The 21,177-nt window shown below is 74.6% G+C and carries 19 protein-coding genes and 1 pseudogene; 7 read left to right on the top strand and 13 right to left on the bottom strand.

Annotation, left to right across the window (positions count from 1 at the left end):
* Positions 1 to 6 precede the first annotated feature (6 nt).
* The 4 genes from lgt to trpC form a co-directional block, all read right to left on the bottom strand.
* Positions 7 to 1,185 carry a prolipoprotein diacylglyceryl transferase gene (gene lgt / locus B5D80_RS07680; RefSeq protein WP_169733042.1) on the bottom strand — a complete coding sequence of 393 codons (1,179 nt, stop codon included), beginning with the start codon at positions 1,183 to 1,185 and terminating at the stop codon, positions 7 to 9.
* A gap of 196 nt (positions 1,186 to 1,381) precedes the next feature.
* Positions 1,382 to 2,185, bottom strand: coding sequence for a tryptophan synthase subunit alpha (gene trpA / locus B5D80_RS07675; RefSeq protein ID WP_088643083.1), 804 nt, complete (start codon positions 2,183 to 2,185; stop codon positions 1,382 to 1,384).
* Positions 2,186 to 2,189: 4 nt separating this feature from the next.
* Positions 2,190 to 3,419, bottom strand: coding sequence for a tryptophan synthase subunit beta (gene trpB, locus B5D80_RS07670; RefSeq protein ID WP_088643082.1), 1,230 nt, complete (start codon positions 3,417 to 3,419; stop codon positions 2,190 to 2,192).
* Between the two features lie 106 nt (positions 3,420 to 3,525).
* On the bottom strand, positions 3,526 to 4,329 hold the full coding sequence (trpC, locus tag B5D80_RS07665; RefSeq protein ID WP_176738808.1) for an indole-3-glycerol phosphate synthase TrpC: 804 nt from the start codon (positions 4,327 to 4,329) through the stop codon (positions 3,526 to 3,528).
* A gap of 478 nt (positions 4,330 to 4,807) precedes the next feature.
* On the opposite strand from trpC, the gene B5D80_RS07660 reads away from it, so the two are divergent.
* Positions 4,808 to 5,083, top strand: a complete 276-nt coding sequence (locus B5D80_RS07660) for a hypothetical protein (RefSeq protein ID WP_088643080.1) — start codon at positions 4,808 to 4,810, stop codon at positions 5,081 to 5,083.
* Here B5D80_RS07660 and B5D80_RS07655 read toward each other — a convergent pair.
* From B5D80_RS07655 to B5D80_RS07635, 6 genes and pseudogenes are all read right to left on the bottom strand, one after another.
* On the bottom strand, positions 5,076 to 5,657 hold the full coding sequence (locus B5D80_RS07655) for a Trp biosynthesis-associated membrane protein (protein ID WP_088643079.1): 582 nt from the start codon (positions 5,655 to 5,657) through the stop codon (positions 5,076 to 5,078). The two genes, B5D80_RS07660 and B5D80_RS07655, sit on opposite strands and share 8 nt — an antisense overlap.
* Complete coding sequence (locus tag B5D80_RS07650; protein ID WP_088643078.1) at positions 5,654 to 7,207, bottom strand: anthranilate synthase component I; 1,554 nt, start codon at positions 7,205 to 7,207, stop codon at positions 5,654 to 5,656. Before B5D80_RS07650 ends, B5D80_RS07655 begins: the two co-directional genes overlap by 4 nt.
* Positions 7,204 to 7,647, bottom strand: a complete 444-nt coding sequence (gene hisI, locus B5D80_RS34205; protein WP_421486875.1) for a phosphoribosyl-AMP cyclohydrolase — start codon at positions 7,645 to 7,647, stop codon at positions 7,204 to 7,206. Before hisI ends, B5D80_RS07650 begins: the two co-directional genes overlap by 4 nt.
* A gap of 147 nt (positions 7,648 to 7,794) precedes the next feature.
* A pseudogene (locus B5D80_RS34760) lies at positions 7,795 to 8,376 on the bottom strand (phosphoribosyl-AMP cyclohydrolase); the annotation flags it as partial.
* Between the two features lie 404 nt (positions 8,377 to 8,780).
* A complete protein-coding gene (locus tag B5D80_RS07640) occupies positions 8,781 to 9,767 on the bottom strand; it encodes an aldo/keto reductase (RefSeq protein ID WP_088643077.1) in 987 nt (328 codons plus the stop codon).
* Positions 9,764 to 10,150, bottom strand: a complete 387-nt coding sequence (locus B5D80_RS07635; protein ID WP_088643076.1) for a MerR family transcriptional regulator — start codon at positions 10,148 to 10,150, stop codon at positions 9,764 to 9,766. The genes B5D80_RS07640 and B5D80_RS07635 overlap by 4 nt, the downstream gene beginning before the upstream one ends.
* Before the next feature lie 108 nt (positions 10,151 to 10,258).
* On the opposite strand from B5D80_RS07635, the gene B5D80_RS07630 reads away from it, so the two are divergent.
* From B5D80_RS07630 to B5D80_RS07620, 3 genes are read left to right on the top strand one after another with little or no spacing between them, the layout of a single operon-like run.
* Positions 10,259 to 10,999, top strand: coding sequence for an ABC transporter ATP-binding protein (locus tag B5D80_RS07630; RefSeq protein WP_088643075.1), 741 nt, complete (start codon positions 10,259 to 10,261; stop codon positions 10,997 to 10,999).
* The gene (locus B5D80_RS07625; RefSeq protein WP_088643074.1) at positions 10,996 to 11,751 is read left to right on the top strand and encodes an ABC transporter permease; all 756 of its coding nucleotides are present in this window, start codon (positions 10,996 to 10,998) and stop codon (positions 11,749 to 11,751) included. The genes B5D80_RS07630 and B5D80_RS07625 overlap by 4 nt, the downstream gene beginning before the upstream one ends.
* 5 nt (positions 11,752 to 11,756) lie before the next feature.
* Entirely contained in the window at positions 11,757 to 12,413 is a 657-nt protein-coding gene (locus B5D80_RS07620; RefSeq protein WP_088643140.1) for a TetR/AcrR family transcriptional regulator, read from the top strand.
* A 127-nt stretch (positions 12,414 to 12,540) separates the two neighbouring features.
* Here B5D80_RS07620 and B5D80_RS07615 read toward each other — a convergent pair whose 3' ends face one another.
* The 3 genes from B5D80_RS07615 to B5D80_RS07605 form a co-directional block, all read right to left on the bottom strand.
* Complete coding sequence (locus B5D80_RS07615) at positions 12,541 to 13,314, bottom strand: DUF2470 domain-containing protein (RefSeq protein ID WP_088643073.1); 774 nt, start codon at positions 13,312 to 13,314, stop codon at positions 12,541 to 12,543.
* A gap of 101 nt (positions 13,315 to 13,415) precedes the next feature.
* Positions 13,416 to 15,206, bottom strand: a complete 1,791-nt coding sequence (locus B5D80_RS07610; protein ID WP_088643072.1) for an ABC transporter ATP-binding protein — start codon at positions 15,204 to 15,206, stop codon at positions 13,416 to 13,418.
* Between the two features lie 56 nt (positions 15,207 to 15,262).
* A complete protein-coding gene (locus B5D80_RS07605; protein ID WP_088643071.1) occupies positions 15,263 to 17,137 on the bottom strand; it encodes an ABC transporter ATP-binding protein in 1,875 nt (624 codons plus the stop codon).
* Positions 17,138 to 17,295: 158 nt separating this feature from the next.
* Between B5D80_RS07605 and B5D80_RS07600 the strand changes: the two genes are divergently transcribed.
* From B5D80_RS07600 to B5D80_RS07590, 3 genes are all read left to right on the top strand, one after another.
* On the top strand, positions 17,296 to 17,925 hold the full coding sequence (locus B5D80_RS07600; protein WP_088643070.1) for a TIGR03085 family metal-binding protein: 630 nt from the start codon (positions 17,296 to 17,298) through the stop codon (positions 17,923 to 17,925).
* Between the two features lie 205 nt (positions 17,926 to 18,130).
* On the top strand, positions 18,131 to 19,216 hold the full coding sequence (locus tag B5D80_RS07595) for a terpene synthase family protein (protein WP_088643069.1): 1,086 nt from the start codon (positions 18,131 to 18,133) through the stop codon (positions 19,214 to 19,216).
* Positions 19,217 to 19,305: 89 nt separating this feature from the next.
* Complete coding sequence (locus B5D80_RS07590; protein WP_088643068.1) at positions 19,306 to 21,132, top strand: AMP-dependent synthetase/ligase; 1,827 nt, start codon at positions 19,306 to 19,308, stop codon at positions 21,130 to 21,132.
* Positions 21,133 to 21,177: the final 45 nt, after the last annotated feature.

Genomic DNA, 21,177 nt, shown 5'->3' with positions numbered 1-21,177 from the left:
GCCCGCTCAGCTGTCCCGGTCGGTGGACCGGCCGGCGGCACCGGCGGACCGGTCGGCTCCGGCGGGCTCGTCGCCGGTGGACCGGTCGTCGGGGTCGGCAGGGGTATCACCGGCCGCCGGCCGGTCGACCCCGTCGTCGGCCGCCGGACCGTCCGCTGCGTCGGGCAGCACCCCGCTCTCCCGGTACGCGGTGAACTGTTCCTCGTCGACCACCCGGTACCCAGGCGGGGGGGCCGTCGGGCCCCCCTTGCCGGTGGCGGCGAGGTCGACCTGGGAGACGTCGCTCCCGGCGCCGTCGGTGGCGGGAACGGCGGCGGGGGCGTCGAGCGGGATCAGGAACTCGCGGGGCCCACGCACCCGCAGGAAGTAGATCAACGCACCGAGGAAGACCAGGCCGGCGGTCCACACGTTGAGCCGCAGACCGAGGATGTGGTTCGCCTCGTCGGTGCGCATCAGCTCGATCCAGAACCGGCCGGCGGTGTAGCCCATCACGTAGAGCGCGAAGGCCCGGCCGCGCCCGAACCCGAACCGCCGGTCCAGGGCGAACACCAGGCCGGCGACGCCGAGGTTCCACAGCGCCTCGTAGGCGAACGTCGGATGGTAGAGGCCGGGTTCCAGGATGGGCTGGTTGGCGTCGTCGCGCAGCGCGTGCCCGGGGTTGTCCGGGTCCATCCGGTGGATCTCCAGGCCCCACGGCAGGGTGGTCCGCCCGCCGTACAGCTCGTTGTTGAACCAGTTGCCCAGTCGGCCCACCGCCTGGGCCAGCGGCAGGCCCGGGGCCAGGGCGTCGGCCACCACCGTCAGCGGGATGCCGAGCTGCCGGGCGGCGATCCACGCGCCGACCGCGCCACCGGCCACGGCCCCCCAGATGCCGAGGCCGCCCTCCCAGATGGCGAACGCCTTCCACGGGTCGCCACCGGTGCCGAAGTACTTCTCGGGGGAGGTGACGACGTGGTAGATCCGGGCGCCGATGATGCCGGTCGGGACCGCCCACACCGCGATGTCGAGCACCGCGCCGGGGGCGACGCCGCGCTGGCGCAGCCGATGCTCGGTCACCAGGCAGGCGACCACGATGCCGGCGACGATGCAGAGGGCGTACGCCCGCAGCGGGACCGGCCCGAGCTGCCAGACGGCGGTGGTCGGGCTGGGCAGCGCCGCCAGGGGCGTCATCGAGACGAGGGTCACGGGGGAACAGGCTACCGCTGCGGACGCCCGCCGTGGCACCCCGGTCCGGTCGGACCCCGGCCCGACCGGCCGCGCCGTGGTCCGGCCCGGTGATCCGCGCACGCCACCCCGGCCGGCGGCACGCCGGCACCCCCTCGTCGGGGGGACCGTCGGGTCGCCGGCACGCCGGTGCGATCACCAGGCGTCGGGGCGGGGGTCAGCGGGCCGGGTTGCGGACGCCCTCGGCGAGTTCGGCGGAGAGGGTACGCAGGGCGGCCAGCCCCGCGTCGAGGTCCGGCGCGTCCAGCAGCCGGCGGATCAGCGCGCTGCCCACGATCACCCCGTCGGCGTACCCGGCGACGGTGGCCGCCTGCGCGCCGGTGCCGACACCGAGCCCCACCCCGACGGGCAGTTCGGTGGCCTCCCGCACCCGGGAAACCAGCACCGGTGCGGCGTCGGAGGTCTGCGACCGGGCCCCGGTGACCCCCATGATGGCGGTCGCGTAGACGAAGCCCCGGCAGTGCTCGACGGTCATCCGCAGCCGGGCGTCGGTCGACGACGGGGAGACCAGGAACGTCCGGTCCAGGCCGTACGCCTCCGAGGCGGCCAGCCACTCGCCGGCCTCCTCGGGGATCAGGTCGGGGGTGATCAGGCCGGTGCCCCCGGCGGCGGCCAGGTCCCGGGCGAACGCGTCCACCCCGTACTGCTCGATCGGGTTCCAGTAGGTCATGGTGACCACCGGGGCACCGGTGGCCGCGACCGCCTCGATGATGCGCAGCGTGTCGGCGGTGCGGACGCCACCGGCCAGGGCGATGTCGCTGGCCTTCTGGATCACCGGGCCGTCCATCACCGGGTCGGAGTAGGGGATCTCCACCTCGATGACGTCCACCCCGGCCTCGACCATCGCGGTCATCGCGGCGATGCTGCCGTCGACGGTCGGGAACCCGGCCGGCATGCAGCCGACCAGGACGGCCCGCCCGTCGGCGCGGGCCTTGTCGAAGGCCACCCCGATCCGGCTCACGGTCTCACTGCTCCTTGTCGAGGATGCCGAAGTACTCGCCGGCGGTGTGCACGTCCTTGTCGCCCCGACCGGAGAGGTTGACCACCAGGACCGGTTCCCGGCCCAGTTCGGCGGCGAGCTGCGGGGCGATCTGCACCGCGCCGGCCAGGGCGTGCGCGCTCTCGATCGCCGGGATGATCCCCTCGGTGCGGCAGAGCAGCTCGAACGCGGCCATCGCCTCGGCGTCGGTCACCGGCTGGTAGCGGGCCCGGCCGCTGTCGTGCAGCCAGGCGTGCTCCGGGCCGACGCCGGGGTAGTCCAGACCCGCGGAGATCGAGTGCGACTCGATGGTCTGACCGTCGGCGTTCTGCAGCACGTACGTGCGGGCGCCGTGCAGCACCCCCGGGGTGCCGCCGGTGATGCTGGCGGCGTGCCGGTCGGTGTCCACGCCCTCGCCGCCGGCCTCGAAGCCGTACAACCGCACGTCGGTGTCGGGGACGAACGCGTGGAAGATGCCCAGCGCGTTGGAGCCGCCCCCGACGCAGGCCAGCACCGCGTCGGGCAGCGCGCCGGTCAGGTCGAGGCACTGCCGGCGGGCCTCGTCGCCGATGCCGCGCACGAAGTCCCGGACCAGCTCCGGGAACGGGTGCGGGCCGGCGGCGGTGCCGATCAGGTAGTGGGTGTCGTCGACGTTGGCGACCCAGTCCCGCATCGCCTCGTTCATCGCGTCCTTGAGGGTGCGCGAGCCGGTGGTCACCGGGATCACGGTCGCGCCGAGCATCCGCATCCGGGCCACGTTGAGCGCCTGCCGCTCGGTGTCCACCTCGCCCATGTAGACCACGCACTCGAGGTCGAACAGGGCGGCGGCGGTGGCGGTGGCCACCCCGTGCTGACCGGCGCCGGTCTCGGCGATCACCCGGCGCTTGCCCATCCGCCTGGTGAGCAGCGCCTGGCCCAGCACGTTGCGCACCTTGTGCGCGCCGGTGTGGTTGAGGTCCTCCCGCTTGAGCAGCACCCGGGCACCGACCTTGGCGGAGAACCGCTCGGCGGGGTAGAGCAGCGAGGGGGTGCCGGCGTAGTCGCGCAGCAGGGCGTCGAACTCGGCGCGGAACTCCTCGTCGGTCATCGCCTTGCGGTACGCGGCGTCCAGCTCGTCGAGCGCCGCGACCAGCGCCTCGGGAACGAACCGGCCACCGAAGCGGCCGAAGTGGCCGGCGGAGTCGGGGAACCGCTCGGCCGTCTCCCCGGCGCTCACGCCGCCGCTCCCCGGCCGGTCGCGCGCCGACGCACCGTCGCGTCGCCGGTGACGAATCGCTCGCTCATCGCGATGTCCTCTCGCTGCGCGGATCTGCCCGTCGGGGTCAGCGCGCCGGGCGGGGCGTGGCCGGGTGGTTCCCGGCGTTGACCAGCTCGGCGACCGCCTCGCGGGGGCTCTTCTGGGTGACCAGCCCCTCGCCCACCAGCACGGCGTCGGCGCCGGCCGAGGCGTACCGGATCAGGTCGTGCGGGCCCCGCACCCCCGACTCGGCGATCTTGACGACGCTGCTGGGCAGGCCGGGGGCGATCCGCTCGAACACCGACCGGTCGACCTCCAGAGTACGCAGGTCACGGGCGTTGACCCCGATCACCTGCGCGCCGGCCTCCAGGGCCCGGTCGGCCTCCTCCTCGGTGTGCACCTCGACCAGCGCGCACATGCCCAGCGACTCGATCCGCTCCAGCAGCCCGACCAGGGCGTTCTGCTCCAGCGCGGCGACGATCAGCAGCACCAGGTCGGCACCGTGCGCCCGCGCCTCGTGCACCTGGTAGCTGGAGACCACGAAGTCCTTGCGCAGGACCGGCACCTGCACGGCGGCCCGCACGGCCGCCAGGTCGTCGAGGGAACCGCCGAACCAGCGCCCCTCGGTCAGCACACTGATCGCCCGCGCGCCGCCGGAGGCGTACTCACCGGCCAGTTCGGCCGGGTCGGCGATCTCGGCCAGCCGGCCCCGGCTCGGCGAGGAACGCTTCACCTCGGCGATCACGGCCACGCCGGGCTTGCGCAGGGCCGCGTACGCGTCCAGCGGTGGTGGCGCGGCGGCGGCCAGTTCCCGCAGCCGCTCCAGCGGAAGCTGCTCCTGCCGCCGGGCCACGTCCTCACGGACGCCGGCCAGGATCTCGTCGAGCACGCTTCCGGACGCCGCCGAACCGGCCCCGTCCCCCTCTGCGTGCGCATGCTCAGCAGTCACCAACGGACTCCCCTCTCCGGGTGTCATGGGCCGATGCTAGGGGGCGCCACCTGGCGACAGTCGCCGGGGGTATGGCGCTCCTCACGAGATGGGCTGTGGCATGATGCCGGACCTCCGGTGAACGGAATGTCACGCAGCGCCACCGGACCCGTCGGTGGGTGTCATCGACACCCGTCGTCCGGGACGCCCCAGACCATCGATCGATGCCCATACGCTATGAGATCACGCCCGGGCCCGGCGCGCAGCTCGACGGGAGCGGCCCGACGGCTGTGACCAAGCTCAAGAAGGGCCGTGCCGCGCAGGTGGGGGCCGTTGACCGGGCCGTCACCCGGGCGAAACGTGAGCCCGGCAGCATCGGTGTCGGGCAGACTCGACGATGCGCCTGCCCACCATCGGATCTCATCGTGCGGGGTGACCTATGAGCACTGCGGGGCCGAACGCCGGCATCGGACTCACCACCATCTCCCGGACCGTCGCCTCGCTGGCCGTCGAGGTGGTGCACACCGTCGAACGCGTCGTGGTGGGCGAGGGCCGGGTGCGTACCGCGCGGGGCAACGCCTGGGAGGCGGTCTGCGCCGACCGGGCCCGCGCCGACCAGCGCGCCGCCCTGGACCGCCTGGTCGCCGAGCTGGCCGCGAGCCGGGCCGCGACCCGGGACCGGCAGGCCGCCCGCGCGCCGCAGCCGGTCAGCTGACCGTCGGGTCCTCACCCCGGTCCAGCGCATCCCACGCCTCCCGGTTGCCCCCCTCGGCGATCGGCCGGCCGGCCGGCCCGTCGGCGCGGACCGTCCGCTCGTAGCGGGCACCCATCGCCGGCCAGGCCGCGCCGCGGCGCGCGGTGAGCAGCCCCCCACCGGCCGCCACCAGCCCGCCGAGCAGGCAGAGCGCCGGCCACTGCCGGTGCACCTCGACGCCGCCGGTGGCGACCAGCCCGTAGCCGCCACCGGCCGCCACCGCCAGGCCGAGCAGGGCGACCAGGCCGCCCAGCAGCCGCCGGACCAGCCCCCGGGTGGCCAGCACCGCGCCGCCGCCGGCCAACGCGACGAGCGCCAGCGCCGACAGCCACGGCAGCAGGTCCGCACCGGAACGCTCCTGCCGGCTCGACGGCAGCGCGCCCCGGGCGACCACCTCCACCGACCAGGTCCGGGTCGCCGCCCAGGCCGCCAGACCCGCGCCGGCCAGGCAGAGCAGCACCGCGTACGTCAGCTCGCGCCGGCCGGTCGACGGGCCGTCGGTCGCCGTCGTCGCGGCGGCCCCGGTGCCGCTCACCGCGCCGGTCGCAGGGTCTCGGCGGCGGCGATGGCGGCCAGCACGGCGGCGGCCTTGTTCCGGGTCTCCTGGTCCTCGGCGGCCGGATCGGAATCGGCCACCACCCCCGCCCCGGCCTGCACGTACGCCCGGCCGTCGCGGATCAGCGCGGTCCGGATCGCGATCGCCATGTCGAGGTCTCCGCCGAACCCGAAGTAGCCGACGGTGCCGCCGTAGAGGCCCCGGCGCACCGGCTCCAGCCCCTCGATGATCTCCATGGCCCGCACCTTCGGCGCCCCGGACAGGGTGCCGGCGGGGAAGGTGGCGGCCAGCGCGTCGAACGCCGTCCGGTCGTCGCGCAGGGTGCCCACCACCGTGGAGACGATGTGCATCACGTGGCTGTACCGCTCGATGGTGGCGAACTCCGGCACCTGCACGGTGCCCGGCCGGCACACCCGGCCCAGGTCGTTGCGGCCCAGGTCGACGAGCATCACGTGCTCGGCGCGTTCCTTCGGGTCGGCCAGCAGTTCGGTGGCGAGCCGGGCGTCGGCGACCGGGGTGGCCCCGCGCGGCCGGGTGCCGGCGATCGGGTGCAGCATCGCCCGGCGCTGCCCGTCGGTGTCGGCGTTGACCTTGAGGTGCGCCTCCGGGGACGAGCCGACGATGTCGAACCCGTCGAACCGGAGCAGGTACATGTACGGGCTCGGGTTGGTCGTGCGCAGCACCCGGTAGACGTCCAGCGGGTCGGCGTCGGTGGCCCGCTCGAACCGCTGGGCCAGCACGATCTGGAAGCACTCGCCGGCCCGGATCGCCTCCTTCGCCGCCTCGACCGCCTTCGGGTAGCCGCCGTCAGGGGTGCGGCTGACCACGTCGCCGGCCGGCGGCCGGCCCACCGTCGAGATCATGGGCGGAATCGGTCGGGACAGCGCGGTGGTCATCGCGTCGAGCCGCCCCACCGCGTGGTGGTAGGCGGCGGTGACCCGCTCGGCCCGGTCCGGGTCATCCAGCGGCGGCAGCACCGCGTTGGCGACCAGGATCGCCGAGCCGTCGTAGTGGTCCAGCACCACCAGGTCGGTGGCGAGCATCATGCCCAGCTCCGGCAGGCCCAGGTCGTCCTCGGTCAGCTCGGGCAGCCGCTCGAACCGGCGGATCAGGTCGTACCCCAGGTAGCCCACCATGCCGCCCGTCAGCGGCGGCAGGCCGGCGGCCGGGTCGGGCGTCCCACCGGCGAGCGCCGCGACGGTCTCCCGCAGCACGTGCACCGGGTCGCCGGAGACCGGCACGCCGGCCGGCGGGGTGCCGGTCCACTGCGCGACGCCGTCCCGTTCGACCAGGGTGGCGCTGCTGCGCACCCCGATGAACGAGTAGCGCGACCAGGCCATGCCGGCCGAGCCGACGCCCTGCTCGGCGGACTCCAGCAGGAAGGTGCCCGGCCCACCGGCCAGCTTGCGGTAGACCCCCACCGGGGTCTCCGCGTCGGCCAGCAGCCGCCGGGTCACCGGCACCACCCGCCACCGGGCCGCCGCCTCGACGAAGCCCGCCAGGTCGGGACTGAGCGCACCGTCGGTCACGGTCGGACCCCCTGCACCACCGGGAGTTCGGTGAAGAAGCAGGTGCGCTCGCCGGTGTGGCAGGCCGCGCCGACCTGGTCCACGCCGACCAGCAGCGCGTCGCCGTCGCAGTCCAGCGCCACCGAGCGGACGTACTGGTGGTGGCCGGAGGTGGCGCCCTTGACCCAGTACTCCTGCCGGCTGCGCGACCAGTAGGTGGCCCGGCCGGTGGTGAGGGTGCGGTGCAGCGCCTCGTCGTCCATCCAGGCGACCATCAGCACCTCGCCGGTGTCGTGCTGGCGCACGACCGCGGCGACCAGGCCGTCGGGGGTGCGGCGCAGCCGGGCGGCGACGGCCGGGTCGAGACGGGAGGGGCGGACCGCGCCACCGGGTCCGCCGTCGCGGGGGGAAGAGTCAGGTACGGGCACAGTTACCGATTGTCCCGCACGCGGCGCGGGCACCTGCGGGCCGTCCCCGACCGCCCGGGACAGCTGGGCGACGTACCGCTCCAGCCGGCCGTCGCACAGGGCGCGGGCGAGGTCCGGGCCGGCGGTCTCGGCGACCCGGTCGGCGTACGGGCGCACCAGCGGGAGCACCCCGCTGACCAGGCGGGCGGCGGCGACACCGACCTCGACGGTGCCGCCGGGGCGTACCCCCAGGCAGAGCAGCATGTCGTCGCGGTAGCCGGGCGGCGCGACCGGCAGGTCCAGGGCGGCGGCGAAGGCGGCCCGGCGGGACGCCACCCGCACCCCCGGGTTGGCCGGGCGCAGCACGGACGGGCAGAGCCGGGCCAGGTCGGCGGCGGCCAGCCGGACGCCGCACGGGTCGTCGGCGGCCAGCGCCCCGGCCACCTTGCCGAGGGTGGCCACCAACTCCTCCAGGCGGGGCTGGTCGGCGGGCTGGCAGAGCACCGGCAGGTCGATCCGGCGACGCCAGGTCGGGTCGGCCCAGAGCAGCCGGGTGGGGGTGGTCACCGGCAGTCCGAACGCCCAGTCGGCCGGTTCGCCGAGCCGGTCGACCCAGGTCCGGACGTCCCGGGCGGCCACCGACACGTGCACGATCCGCCCGTCGACCTCGGCGAGGTAGGCCCGGCGGGCGTCGTACGGCGTCCCGGTCGGCCACCGACCGCGGGCGGACCCGCCCGGTGGGTCCGCCGGTCCGGTCGCCGCGCCGCGCCGCGTGCCGCCCATCCGGCCCGGCGGCCCCAACGGCGCGGACCGGCCCGCCGCACGGGCCTGCTCGGGTGCGACCGCCGGGGCCGACGCGCGGCACGGACCGGGCCCGCCCGACGTCGTCGCCGGGGTGGGCCCGGTCGTGCTCACCAGGACGTCGAGGTCGACGTCGCTGTACGCGGTGGCGGCCCGCCGGGCGTGGCTGCCCCGCAGCAGGATCCCGACCACCGGGCGCTCGGCGGACGCGCGCAGCCGGTCGGTCCAGTCGGCCAGGAAGGCGGCCTCCGGCAACGGAGCGTGATCCACCGCGCCATCGTGCCGTAGGTCCGATCGGGGCGCAATGCCCGAAGGCGGACTTCCTGTCCGGTCCGAAGGCTGACGCCCGGTCCGAAGCCAAGTGTCCGAAGATGTCGATCGATGGGCTAGTGCCCGACCGTCCGCATCCCGGCCGCCGGATACCGCTCGCCGGCCACCGCGTCGACGGGGACCGCCTCCCGTAGCCGGGCCTGCTGGTCGGCGGTGAGCCGCAGGTCGGCGGCGGCGGCGTTCTCCTCCAGGTAGCGGACCCGCTTGGTGCCGGGGATCGGCAGCACGTCCTCGCCCTGGGCGAGCAGCCAGGCCAGGGCGGCCTGGGCCGGGGTGCAGCCGATCTCCTCGGCCACCGCCCGCACGGCGGCCACCAGCCGCAGGTTGGCGTCGAGGCTGTCCGCCGCGAAGCGGGGTGCCCCCGCCCGCCAGTCACCCTCGGTGAGCTGGTCCCGGCCGGTGATCGCCCCGGTGAGCAGCCCCCGCCCGACCGGCGAGTACGCCACCAGCGCCACCCCCAACTCCCGGCAGGTGTCCAGCATCTCCCCCTCGACGTCCCGGGTGAACAGGGAGTACTCCATCTGCACGGCCGCGACCGGGTGCACCGCGTGGGCCGTGCGCAGCGTCGCCGGGCTGACCTCGGACAGGCCGAGCAGGCGTACCTTGCCCGCCGCGACCAGCTCGGCCATCGCCGTGACGGTCTCCTCGATCGGGGTGCCCGGGTCGCGGCGGTGCAGGTAGTACAGGTCGATGGTGTCCACGCCGAGCCGGCCGAGGGAGGCGTCACAGGCCTCGCGGGCCCAGGCGGCGCTGCTGTCGACGTACGCCCCGGAGCCGTCGGCGTGGGGCCGGTTGCCGAACTTGGTGGCCAGGAAGACCTCGTCGCGGCGGGCCCGCACCACCGGGGCGAGCAGCCGCTCGTTGGCGCCGAAGCCGTACATGTCGGCGGTGTCGAGATGGTTCACGCCCAGGTCGAGGGCGCGGTGCAGGGTACGCGTCGACTCGGCGTCGTCCTGCCCGCCGTAGGCGAAGCTCATGCCCATGCAGCCCAGTCCGATGGCGGAGACCTCCGGACCGCCCGCCCCGATCCGTCGACGGATCATCGCCCCTCCTCCGTGCAGCGATAGGTTTCGATCTTGTAGTTGAGCACCTTGAGGTCCTCCTCCAGTTCGGCCATCCGGGCCAGTACCCGGACCCGGTGGGCCTCGAACAGCGCCCGGCGGGCGGCCCGCGTCCGGTCGCCCTGGCGGGCCAGTTCGGCGTACCGGCGCATGTCGCGCACCGGCATCCCGGTACGGCGCAGCCGGGTGAGCAGCACCAGCCAGTTCAGGTCGGCCTCGGTGTAGCGGCGGCGGCCGGCCGAGTCGCGGCCGACCGGAGCGACCAGCCCCTCCTGTTCGTACCAGCGCAGTGTGTAGGTGGTCAGGCCGACCCGCGCCGCCGCCTCGCCGACCGACAGGCCCCGCTCCCGCGTGCTGATGTCCACGCCGTCCAGGCTTCCAGTTCGAGCGCACTCGAAGTCAACCGTTGCGCGCCGGCGGGTAATTCATCTAGCGTTGATTTCAACAGGTGATGAGTTTTCGAGGGAGGCGCGATGGACGACGCCATCGCCGTCCGCGACCTCGTCGTCGACCGGGGTCGACGACGGGTGCTGGACGGCATCGGCTGCACGGTGCCGCGCGGCACGGTCACCGGGCTGCTCGGCCCGAGCGGCAGCGGCAAGACCACCCTGATGCGGGCCGTCGTCGGGGTGCAGACGATCAGCTCCGGCACGGTCACCGTGCTCGGCCACCCGGCCGGCGCGGCCGAACTGCGCCACCGGGTCGGCTACCTGACCCAGGCCCCCAGCGTCTACGCCGACCTGACCGTCCGGGAGAACGCCCGCTACTTCGCCACCCTCCAGGGGCGCAGCGCCGCCGACGCCGACGCGGCGGTCGGCGACGTCGGCCTGGCCGCCGCCGCCGGCCAACTGGTCGGCACCCTCTCCGGCGGGCAACGCAGCCGGGCCTCACTGGCCTGTGCGCTGGTCGGCGAGCCGGAACTGGTCGTCCTCGACGAGCCCACCGTCGGGCAGGACCCGGTGCTGCGGGCCGACCTGTGGGCCCGGTTCCACGCCCTGGCCGCCGCCGGCACCACCCTGCTGGTGTCCAGCCACGTGATGGACGAGGCGGCCCGCTGCGACCGGCTGCTGCTGATCCGCCAGGGCCGGCTGATCGCCGACGACACCCCGGACGCGGTCCGCGCCGCCACCGGGGTGGACGACCTGGAGGAGGCGTTCCTACGGCTGATCCGGGCCGCCGGGGCGGAACCGACGGGCACCGGGGAGGCGGCGTGAACCCGACGATCCTGGCCGCCACCACCGGCCGCATCCTGCGTCAGCTACGGCACGACCGGCGTACGGTGGCGCTGCTGGTGGTGGTGCCGACGGTGCTGCTCACCCTGGTCTACTTCATGTACGCCGACCAGCCGGCCCCGCCCGGTGCGCCGTCCCCCTTCGACCGGGTGGCCCTGGTGATGCTGGGCTTCTTCCCGTTCATCATCATGTTCCTGGTGACCAGCATCGCGATGCTGCGGGAACGCACCAGCGGGACGCTGGAGCGGCTGCTCACCACCCCGCTGGGCAAGCTCGACCTGCTGTTCGGCTACGGCATCGCGTTCGGGCTGGCCGGGGTGGTGCAGTCGACCGTCGCCGCCGCGGCGGCGTACCGGCTGCTCGGGTTGACCACCGCCGGGTCCGCCGGGCTGGTCGTGCTGATCGCCGCGGTCAACGCGGTGCTCGCCGTCGCGCTGGGGCTGTTCTGCAGCGCCTTCGCCCGCACCGAGTTCCAGGCGGTGCAGTTCATGCCGGTCGTGGTCGCCCCGCAACTGCTGCTGTGCGGGCTGTTCGTGCCGCGCGACCAGATGGCCGGCTGGCTCCAGGCGGTCAGCGACGCGCTGCCCCTGTCGTACGCGGTGGAGGCGCTCCAGGAGGTCGGCGCGCACTCCGCACCGACCGGCCTGATGTGGCGGGACGTGTCGATCGTGGCCGGCGCGGCGGTGCTGGCCCTGGTGCTGGCGGCGGCGACCCTGCGCCGGCGCAGCGGGTGAGCCCGGTGGCCCGACGCACCGGCCGCCGCCCCGGCAACCAGGACACCCGGGAGGCGATCCTCGCCGCTGCCCGGTCGGCGTTCGCCGAGCGCGGCTTCGACGCGGCCTCGATCCGGCAGATCGCCACCGCCGCCGGGGTCGACCCGGCCCTGGTGCACCACTACTTCGGCAGCAAGGAGGAGCTGTTCCGGGCCACCGTCGACATCCCGGTCGACCCGGGCGCGCTGCTGCCCGCCGTGCTGGCCGGCGATCCGGACGGGATCGGGGAACGGCTCGTCCGCACGTTCCTCGGGGTGTGGGACTCGCCGGCCGGTGGGGCGGCGGTGGCGCTGCTGCGTTCGGCGACCAACAGCGAGTGGACGGCCCGGCTGATGCGCGAGTTCCTGACCACCCAGGTGCTGCGCCGGGTGCTCGACCAGCTCGACGTGGACCCGGCGGAGCTGCCGCTGCGCGGTGGGCTGGTCGCCACCCAGATGATCGGACTGGCCATGATGCGCTACGTCATCCGGCTGGAGCCGGTCGCCTCCGCCACCGCCGACACCCTGGCCGCCGCCCTCGGCCCCACCATCCACCGCTACCTCACCGCCCCCCTCTCTCCCGCCGCTCCGCCGCCCGCCGCCCCGCCGCCCGCCACTCCGCCGCCCGCCGCTCTGCCCCGGTGATCAAGAGGTTCGCGTCATGCCTGGCGTCCGCCCTGACGCGAACCTCTTGATCACCAGGCCGGGCCGGGACCGGGCCGGGTGGGACGCGCAGCAGCCCGTGGCTGGAGGGGCCACGGGCTGCGGCGGGCTAGTCGCGGTCGGTTCGGGTGTTGGCGGGGTGACGGTGCGGGCGGGGGTGGGCGGCGGAACGGGTGCAGAGCAACGGGTGCAGCACCCGGGACAGCTCCGACAGGTCACTCACCGGTTGCGGGAACGGCAGGCGGGCGCGACGCCTGTCGCCGGGGCCGCCGAGCGCCACGACCAGTCCGTACCGGTCGAGTCGGACCACCCGGGGCTCACCGCCGGTCAGGTCGAGCCGGCGGCGCAGGTAGGCCGTCACCTGCGGCAGGTGGTGGTCGGCGAGGTCGGCCAGCAGGGCGGCCTCGTCGGCGTGCAGCGGGTCCGGTTCGGCGGCGGCGTAGTCGCCCGGATCGACCCGGTGCACCACGCCGGCGGTCTCCAGCCGGGCCTCGGCCACCTCGAAGCGGTGCAGCCGGAACCGGCTCCCGACGTCGAGCAGGTCGCCGGTCGGGTCCACGGCGGCGAACTCGACTGCCGCCTTGCGGGCCGGGTCGCCGGTCAGCGGCACCGCCCAGCCGGACACCCAGGCCCGGCCGGTCGACGGCGCACCGGCGGCCGGGGGCAGGTCGAGCACGTCGAGCACCACTGCCACGTCCCGCGCGGCGACCGGGTCCAGCTCGGCGGCGAGGTCGCTGAAGACCGGGACGAGCAGCAGCACCCGCCCCTCCGCGTCGGTGGCGTGCCGGACGTGGAACGGGCCGGGGCGGTGGGCGAGGTGCACCAGGCCGGGTAACCGACCGGCCACCAGGGTACGGATCAGCTCAGCAGGGGTCGGAGCCACGGGCACCTCCGAAAAAGGTTAGCCTTACCTAACCCGCAGAGTAGAGCACCGGGGCGACCACGTCCACCGGACGCCATTCCCATCGGTGGGCAGCCCGTGGATCAGCGGGTCTGCTCCAACCACGACGCGTAGAGCAGGGCGTACACCGAATCCGGATCACGCAGCAGCTCCTCGTGCGGACCCCGCTGGACGATCCGGCCCCGGTCCACCACCACCACCTCGTCGGCCGCCTGCGCGGTGGACAACCGGTGCGCGATGGCCAGCGTCGTCCGCCCCCGGGTCACCGCGTCCAGGGTGCGTTGCAGGCGCACCTCCGTGGCCGGGTCGACCGCGCTGGTCGCCTCGTCCAGCACCAGCAGGTCCGGATCGGCCACGTACGCCCGGGCCAGCGCCACCAACTGCCGCTCCCCGACGCTCAACGCCTCCCCCCGCTCCCCCACCGGGGTGGCCAGCCCGGCCGGCAGGCCGTCCAGCCAGTCGGCCAGGCCCAGCTCGGTGAAGGCGGCCGTCAACTCCGCATCGGTCAGCTCGGGACGGGCGAAGCGGACGTTCTCCCCGACCGTGGCGTCGAACAGGAACCCGTCCTGCGGCACCATCACCACCCGGGACCGCAGCGAGTCGAACCGCACCTCGTGCAGCGGCACCCCGGACAGCAGCACCCGCCCCTGCGTCGGGTCCATCAGCCGGGTGAGCAGCTTCGCGAAGGTGGTCTTGCCGCTGCCGGTCTCACCGACCACCGCCACCCGGCTCTTCGCCGCGATGTCCAGGGTGACGCCGTGCAGCACCGGCGGCCCACCCGGATAGGCGAACGTCACGTCGGCGAACCGGATGTCCAACGGACCGGCCGGCAGGTCCCGGCCCTGCTCCCCCGGATCGGCCACGTCCGGCGCGATGTCGAGCACGTCGAGCACCCGCCGCCAGCCGGCGATGGCGTTCTGCGCCTCGTTGAGCACCTCGGTGGCGATCTGCACCGGCTGGATGAACAGGGTGACCAGGAACAGGAACGCGGTGAGCTGGCCGACCGACAGCGTCCGGTCCACCCCCAGCGACACCCCGACCACCACCACCCCGGCCAGCGCCACCCCGGCCGCCAACTCCCCCACCGAGCTGCCCATGATGCTGATCCGGATGGCCCGCTGCTGGGCCAACCGCTGCCCCTCGATCGCCGCGTCCAGCCGCCGGGCCGTGCGCCCCGAGACGCCGTACGCCCGGATCACCGGCGCACCCACCACGCTCTCGGCGATCGTGCCGAGCAGCGTGCCCGTCCGCTGCCGGACCACCCCGTAGGCCCCGGCCAGCCGACGCTGCAACAACCGGATGATCATGACCGCCGGCGCGAAGGCGACCAGCACCACCAGCGTCAACTGCCAGGAGTACGCCAGCATCACCGCCGTGGTGACCGCGAGCTGACCCAGGTTGACGACGAGGATGACCCCGCCCCACTGGAGGAACTGGGTGATCTGGTCGACGTCGCTGGTCACCCGGGACACCAGCGACCCGCGCCGCTCCGACTGCTGGTGCAGCATCGACAGGTCGTGCACGTGCCGGAACGCCCTGGTCCGGACGTTGGCCAGCGCGGTCTCGCTGACGGTGAACAGCCGCCGCATCATCAGGTAACCGCAGACGGTGGTGAGCACCAGCACCGCCGCCGTGGCGGTGACCACCGTGACGATCACCCCGAGATCCGGCCCGTCGGGTACGGCGATCCCCTGGTCGATACCGCGCTGCACCGCCACCGGCACGGCCACCCGGCCGACCATGTAGACCAGCGCCAACGCCAACGTGCCGGCCAGGCCGGTACGCAGCTCCGGCGAGAGCGCCAGCCCCCGCCGCAACGTCTGCCAGGTCCCCTCGGTCCGCTCGACCGGCTCGTCCCCGCCACCCTCGCCCACCGGTGCCGACCTCTCGCTCGCGACTGCGGGGCTCCGCTGCGCTGCACTCCTCGCGCTCACCGGTCCACCTCGATCTCCAGGCCCGTCGGCAGCGGGGCGACCTCGTCGTACGTCCGGTTCTCCGCGCGTTCCTGTTCGGCCTGCTCGTAGGCGGTGACCAGGTCGACGTAGCCGGGCACGGTGGCCAGCAGCTCGGCGTGGGTGCCCCGGGCCAGCACCCGGCCCTGCTCCAGGTAGATCACCTCGTCGGCGAGCGCGATGGTGGCCCGCCGGTACGCCACCACCAGGATCGACGCGGCGGCCGGCTGCCCGGGGGCCGGGGCGCGCAGCCCGGCCAGGATGGCGGCCTCGACCCGGGGGTCGACCGCGCTGGTGGCGTCGTCGAGCACCAGCAGCCGGGGCCGGCCGGCCAGGGCGCGGGCCAGGGTGAGCCGTTGCCGCTGGCCGCCGGAGAGCGAGGTGCCCCGCTCACCGACCATGGTGTCCAGCCCGTCGGGGAGGGCGGCGACGAAACCGTCGGCCTCGGCCAGCCGCAGCGCCGCCCAGACGTCCTCGTCGTCGATGCCCGGCCGGTCCAGGCTGATGTTGGCCCGGACGGTGTCGTCGAAGACGAACGGCACCTGGGCGACCAGGGCGGCGGTCGAGGCGAGCGACGCGGCGGTGAGCCGGCGCACGTCCACCCCGTCGAGGGTGACCCTGCCGTCCTCCGGGTCGACCAGCCGGACCGCCAGCGAGGCGATGGTGGACTTGCCGGCCCCGGTCGGCCCGACCAGCGCCACCGTCCGCCCGGCGGGCACGGTGAAGGCGACCTCGCCGAGCACAGACGTCCCGGGCAGGTGCGCCTCGGCGGGCTCGTAGCCGAAGTGGACGCCGTCGAAGGCGAGGGTCGCCGGGCCGGCGGCGTCGTCGAGGGTGACCTCGCCGTAGGGCATCTCGCCGGTGGCGTCGAGCACCCGGCTGACCCGGTCCCACCCGGCCACGCTGCGCGGCAGCTCGGCGAGCACCCAGCCGATCGCCCGCACCGGGAAGGCCAGCACGGTGAACAGGAAGGCGACGCTGACCAGTTCGGTGACGGTGATCGCGCCCTGCCGCAGCCGGACCGTGCCGACCACCAGCACGGCCAGGGTGCCGAGGCTGGGCAGCGTCTCCAGCAGCGGGTCGAAGACGCCGCGCAGCCGGCCGACCGCGATCAGCGAGTCCCGCAGCTCCCGGGCCCGGCCGGCGAACCGGGCGGTCTCCTGGGCCTCCCGGCCCATGGTCTTGACCACCAGCGCGCCGTCGAAGCTCTCGTGGGCGATGCCGCTGACCTCGGCCCGCAGCCGTTGGGCGCGGGCCTGGCGGGGGGCCATCCGGCGGGAGTAGACCACGTTGAGCGCGAACAGGGCGGGGAACACGGCCAGGCCGACCAGGGCGAGCGCCCAGTCGGTGACGAACAGCGAGCCGACCGCGCCGACCAGCATCACCAGCGTGCCGACCGCGAACGGCAGCGGCGCGATCGGGTACCAGGCCGCCTCGACGTCGGAGTTGGCGTTGGACAGCAACGTGCCGGTGGCGTTGCGGTGGTGCCAGGCCAGCGGCAGGTCCAGGTAGCGGCGGGTGACCCGGCGACGGTAGGCGGCCTGGAGGCGGAACTGCATGTAGCCGGCCCCGAGCCGTCGGCCGAAGATGCCGACCACCCGCAGCACGCTGATCCCGAACAGCGCCACGGCGGCCAGCGCCACCGTGCCGGTGCCGACCTCGCCGGCCTCGACCGCCGGCACCACCACGTCGCCGACGACCGCGCCGACCACGTACGCGCTGGCGATCACCAGGCCACCGAAGAGCACGCTGCCGGCGACCGCGACCGCGAAGATGCGCGGTTGTTCCCGGATCGCCCGGCCGAGGACCCACAACCCCCGGCGGATCACGTCCCGACTCGTCCCGCTCGCCACGCTCTCCCCCGCCGTAAGCCGCAATTATCTCCCTTATCCTTACCGCTCCCGGCCACCGCCGCCGCCCGGCGGCGTATGTCCACCGTCACGTCCCGCCCGCGCCCGTCGCGGCGGGTCTCCGCCGCGCCGACGGCGGCCCGCCGACCTACGATCGCTGCATGCCGCGGTACGCCCGAGCGGAGCGCGAGGCGCTCGCCGACCTGATGCTGGAAGTGGGCCCGGACGCCCCCACGATCAACGAGGGGTGGACCGCCCGGGATCTCGCCGCCCACCTGGTGGTGCGGGAGCGCCGGCCCGACGCCGCCGGCGGCATCCTGCTGCCGCCCCTGCACGGGTACGCCGAGCGGGTGCGGCTGCGGGTCGCCGCCCGTCCCTGGTCGGAACTGGTCGACCAGGTGCGCCGCCCCCCGGTGTGGAGCCCGGTCAGCAATCCGCTGACCGACGAGCTGGCCAACACGATGGAGTTCTTCATCCACCACGAGGACGTCCGGCGGGCCCGCCCGGGTTGGCACCCCCGGGACGTCCCGGCGGGGCTGGCCGCCCGGCTGTGGAAACCGGTGTCCCTGCTGACCCGTACCCGGGCCCGACGTTTCCCGGCGCACCTGCTGGTGCAGGCCCCCGGCCACGGCGAGCTGACCGCCGGCCGGGGCGGTGACCGGGTACGGCTGGTCGGTCCCCCCGGTGAGCTGGTGCTGTTCCTGTCCGGCCGGCAGCGGGTGGCCCGGGTCCAGCTCGACGGCCCACCGGCGCTGACCGAACGGCTACGGACGGCCGCGCTGGGGTTGTGAGCCCGGCCGCCGGCGTCACCTCGCCCGGGGCCGCCGCGGCGGACACCCTGCGCGGCCGGTTGATCACCTGGCGCAGTGAAGCACGTCGCTGTTCGCGGCAGGGGTGGAATCGGTCACCCCGGCCGCCCCGACAACGACTGGTGTCGATCTCCTTGCCGTACTCTCCGGCGACGCCGCTCGTGGGGGGCGGCCGACTGGGGACGCCATGCGAAGCTTCGACGTCTCGGCGCTGTACGAACCACCGTTCGTCAGCCGCCGGCACGTCGCCACCGACCGGGTGGCGACAGAGAGCCTGGAGTGGGCCCGCGGGCAGGGCCTGATCGGGGTCGGACCGTCGGCCTCCCGGCTGCACCGGGCCGGCGCGGCCGAACTGGCCGGACGCGCCTGCCCGCGGGCGCCGGTGGCCCGGCTACGACTGCTCACCGACCTGTTCTCCTGGCTGTTCGTCATGGACGACATCTGCGACGACGACGGCCTGGGCAGCGCGCCGGCCACCCTCGCACCGATGGTCGCCGCGCTGCTGGACGTGCTCGACCGGCACGGCGGGCCGACCGACACCGGGGCGTGGGCCGGCCCGGGCGGACCAGCCGGGGCGCCCACCGCGTGGGGCCGACCGGTCGGCGACGGTGTCCACCCGGCCGACCGGGACACCACGGCCGGGGCACTCGGCGTCGCGCTGGCCGACCTGTGCCGGCGGGTGGCCGACGAGCGCCGGCCCACACTGCTGCTGCGCCTGGTGAGCCAGTTGCGGGAGTACCTGCTGGCACTGCTGTGGGAGGCCGCCAACCGGGAGCGCCGCCGGGTCCCCGGGGTGGCCGAGTACCGCCAGATGCGCCGGCACACCGGCGGCGTACGCCCCAGTCTCACCCTCACCGACCTGGCCTACGGCTGCCCGCCCGACCCGGCGCGGCGGGTCGATCCGGCGCTGCTCGCCCTGGACGACCTCGCCGTCGACCTGGTCTGCTGGTGCAACGACCTGTTCTCCTACCGCAAGGAGCGGGACGCGGTGGCCGACCCGCACAACCTGGTGACCGTCCTCGCCGCGCAGCACGGCCGGGGCGAGGCGGCGGCGTTCCAGGTGGCCGCCGGGTGGTTCAACGACGGGCTGGCCGGCTACCTGGTGCGGGAGGCGGCGCTGGTCGCACACGCCGGGTCGACGGTGACGCCCTATCTGGCGGCCCGCCGCGCCTGGCTGCGCGCCACCTACGACTGGTCGATGCGGGCGGACCGGTACGCCGGGCCGGCCGGTGAGCCCGGCGGGACTCAGCCGCCTCACAGGTTGGAGGGCTAGCCGATGCCCGGGTGCAGGCAATACCCTTCGGTAACCGCAGAGCGACGTGACCCCCGTCACGTCACCCACCCCCGAAGGCGGCAACCTCGATGGCTCTCGATGTCCCATACCGTTCCATCCCCGATATGTTCCGCAAGCGGGTGGCCGCCACCCCCGACCAGCGCGCCTTCGCCCACCCGGCGGCGGACGACTCGGGGCCGGTCTGGTTGACCTGGGCGCAGGTCGGCCGGCGGGCCGACGCGGTCGCCGCCGGCCTGCACGGGCTCGGGGTCGGGCTGGAGGACCCGGTGGCGATCCTGGCCAACACCCGGCTGGACTGGATCATCGCCGACTTCGGCATCATGTGCGCGGGCGGCGCGACCACCACCGTCTACCCCACGACCGAGCCGCAGGACGCGACGTACATCATCGCCGACTCCGGCTCCCGGGTGCTGTTCGCCGAGAACCCGGCCCAGGCGGCGAAGGTGGCAGGCGCGCAGTTGCCCGCGCTGACCCACGTGGTGCTCTTCGACGGCACCCCCGACCCGACCGCCGCCGTGCCCCAGCTCACCCTGGCCGAGCTGGAGGAGCAGGGCGCGCGGGCGCTCGCCGCCGACCCGGGCCTGGTGGACCGGCTGATCGCCCCGGTCGGCCCCGAGCACCTGGCCACGCTGATCTACACCTCGGGCACCACCGGCCGGCCGAAGGGGGTCGAGCTGCTGCACGGTGGCTGGTGCTGGGAGGGGGTGGTGCAGGCCGAGACGGGCCTGCTGCGCGACGACGACGTGCAGTACCTGTGGTTGCCGCTGTCGCACTCGTTCGGTAAGACGCTGCTGTGCGGCTCGACGCACGTCGGCCTGCCCACCTACGTCGACGGCCGGGTGGACAAGCTCGTCGACCTGCTCGGGGTGATCCGGCCGACGCTGATGTGCGGGGCACCCCGGGTCTACGAGAAGGTCTACAACAAGGCGGTCACCACCGCGCAGGACGCCGGGGGCGCCAAGGCGAAGATCTTCGCCTGGGGGGTCGAGGTCGGCAAGCAGAAGGTCGCCCTGGAGCAGGCCGGCCGGCCGGTGCCGGGCCTGCTGAAGGCCAAGTACGCGGTGGCCGAGAAGCTGGTGTTCAGCAAGCTCCAGGCCCGCCTCGGCGGCCGCATCCGGGTGCTCGTCTCGGGCGCGGCCCCGCTGAGCGCCGAGATCGCCACCTTCTTCGCCGCGGCCAACCTGCCGATCTCCGAGGGGTACGGCCTGACCGAGACCAGCGCCGGCAACTTCGTCAACCCGCCCGACGGGCTGCGGATCGGCACGGTCGGCCGGGCGATGGGCGACCTGGAGTGCCGGATCGACACCGACGGGGAGATCCTGGTCCGCGGCCGGCCGGTGATGCGCGGCTACCACAACCTGCCCGAGGAGACGGCCGCCGCGTTCACCGAGGACGGCTTCTTCCGTACCGGTGACATCGGCAGCCTCGACGACGACGGCTACCTGCGCATCACCGACCGCAAGAAGGACCTGGTCAAGACCTCCGGCGGCAAGTACGTCGCGCCGTCGCACATCGAGGGCATGTTCAAGGCCATCTGCCCGTACACCTCGCAGGCGATCGTCATCGGCCAGGCCCGCAACTACTGCACCATGCTGGTCAGCCTGGACCCGGACGCGATCCGGGGCTGGGCGGCGGGCGGCCCGCTGGAGGGCCGCGACTACGCCGAGATCGTCGCCTCGCCCGAGGCCCGCGCGATGGTCGAGGAGCACGTCGCCCAGCTCAACACCAAGCTCAACCGCTGGGAGACGATCAAGAAGGTGACCGTCCTGCCCCGCGACCTGACCATCGAGGACGGCGAGATGACCCCCTCGCTGAAGATCAAGCGGCGCGGCGTGGAGAGCAGCTTCGCCGCCGAGATCGACCGGATGTACGAGGGCAGCCTGGCCGAGATCTGAGCCCCGCCGACCGGCCGGCGTCCGTGTCCCCCCGTCCCGGGACAC

This window comes from Micromonospora wenchangensis, assembly GCF_002210435.1.
In the GTDB taxonomy this organism is placed as follows: Bacteria; Actinomycetota; Actinomycetes; order Mycobacteriales; family Micromonosporaceae; genus Micromonospora; species Micromonospora wenchangensis.
Note: the sequence above shows the minus strand (reverse complement) of the source record. Positions and strands in the feature narration are given on the sequence as shown.

Coding starts and splice junctions, on each gene's coding strand:
- B5D80_RS07595 (WP_088643069.1), top strand. CDS start 18,131: ATGCGAAGCTTCGACGTCTCGGCGCTGTACGAACCACCGTTCGTCAGC.
- B5D80_RS07630 (WP_088643075.1), top strand. CDS start 10,259: ATGGACGACGCCATCGCCGTCCGCGACCTCGTCGTCGACCGGGGTCGA.
- B5D80_RS07640 (WP_088643077.1), bottom strand. CDS start 9,767: ATGATCCGTCGACGGATCGGGGCGGGCGGTCCGGAGGTCTCCGCCATC.
- B5D80_RS07660 (WP_088643080.1), top strand. CDS start 4,808: ATGAGCACTGCGGGGCCGAACGCCGGCATCGGACTCACCACCATCTCC.
- B5D80_RS07600 (WP_088643070.1), top strand. CDS start 17,296: ATGCCGCGGTACGCCCGAGCGGAGCGCGAGGCGCTCGCCGACCTGATG.
- B5D80_RS07590 (WP_088643068.1), top strand. CDS start 19,306: ATGGCTCTCGATGTCCCATACCGTTCCATCCCCGATATGTTCCGCAAG.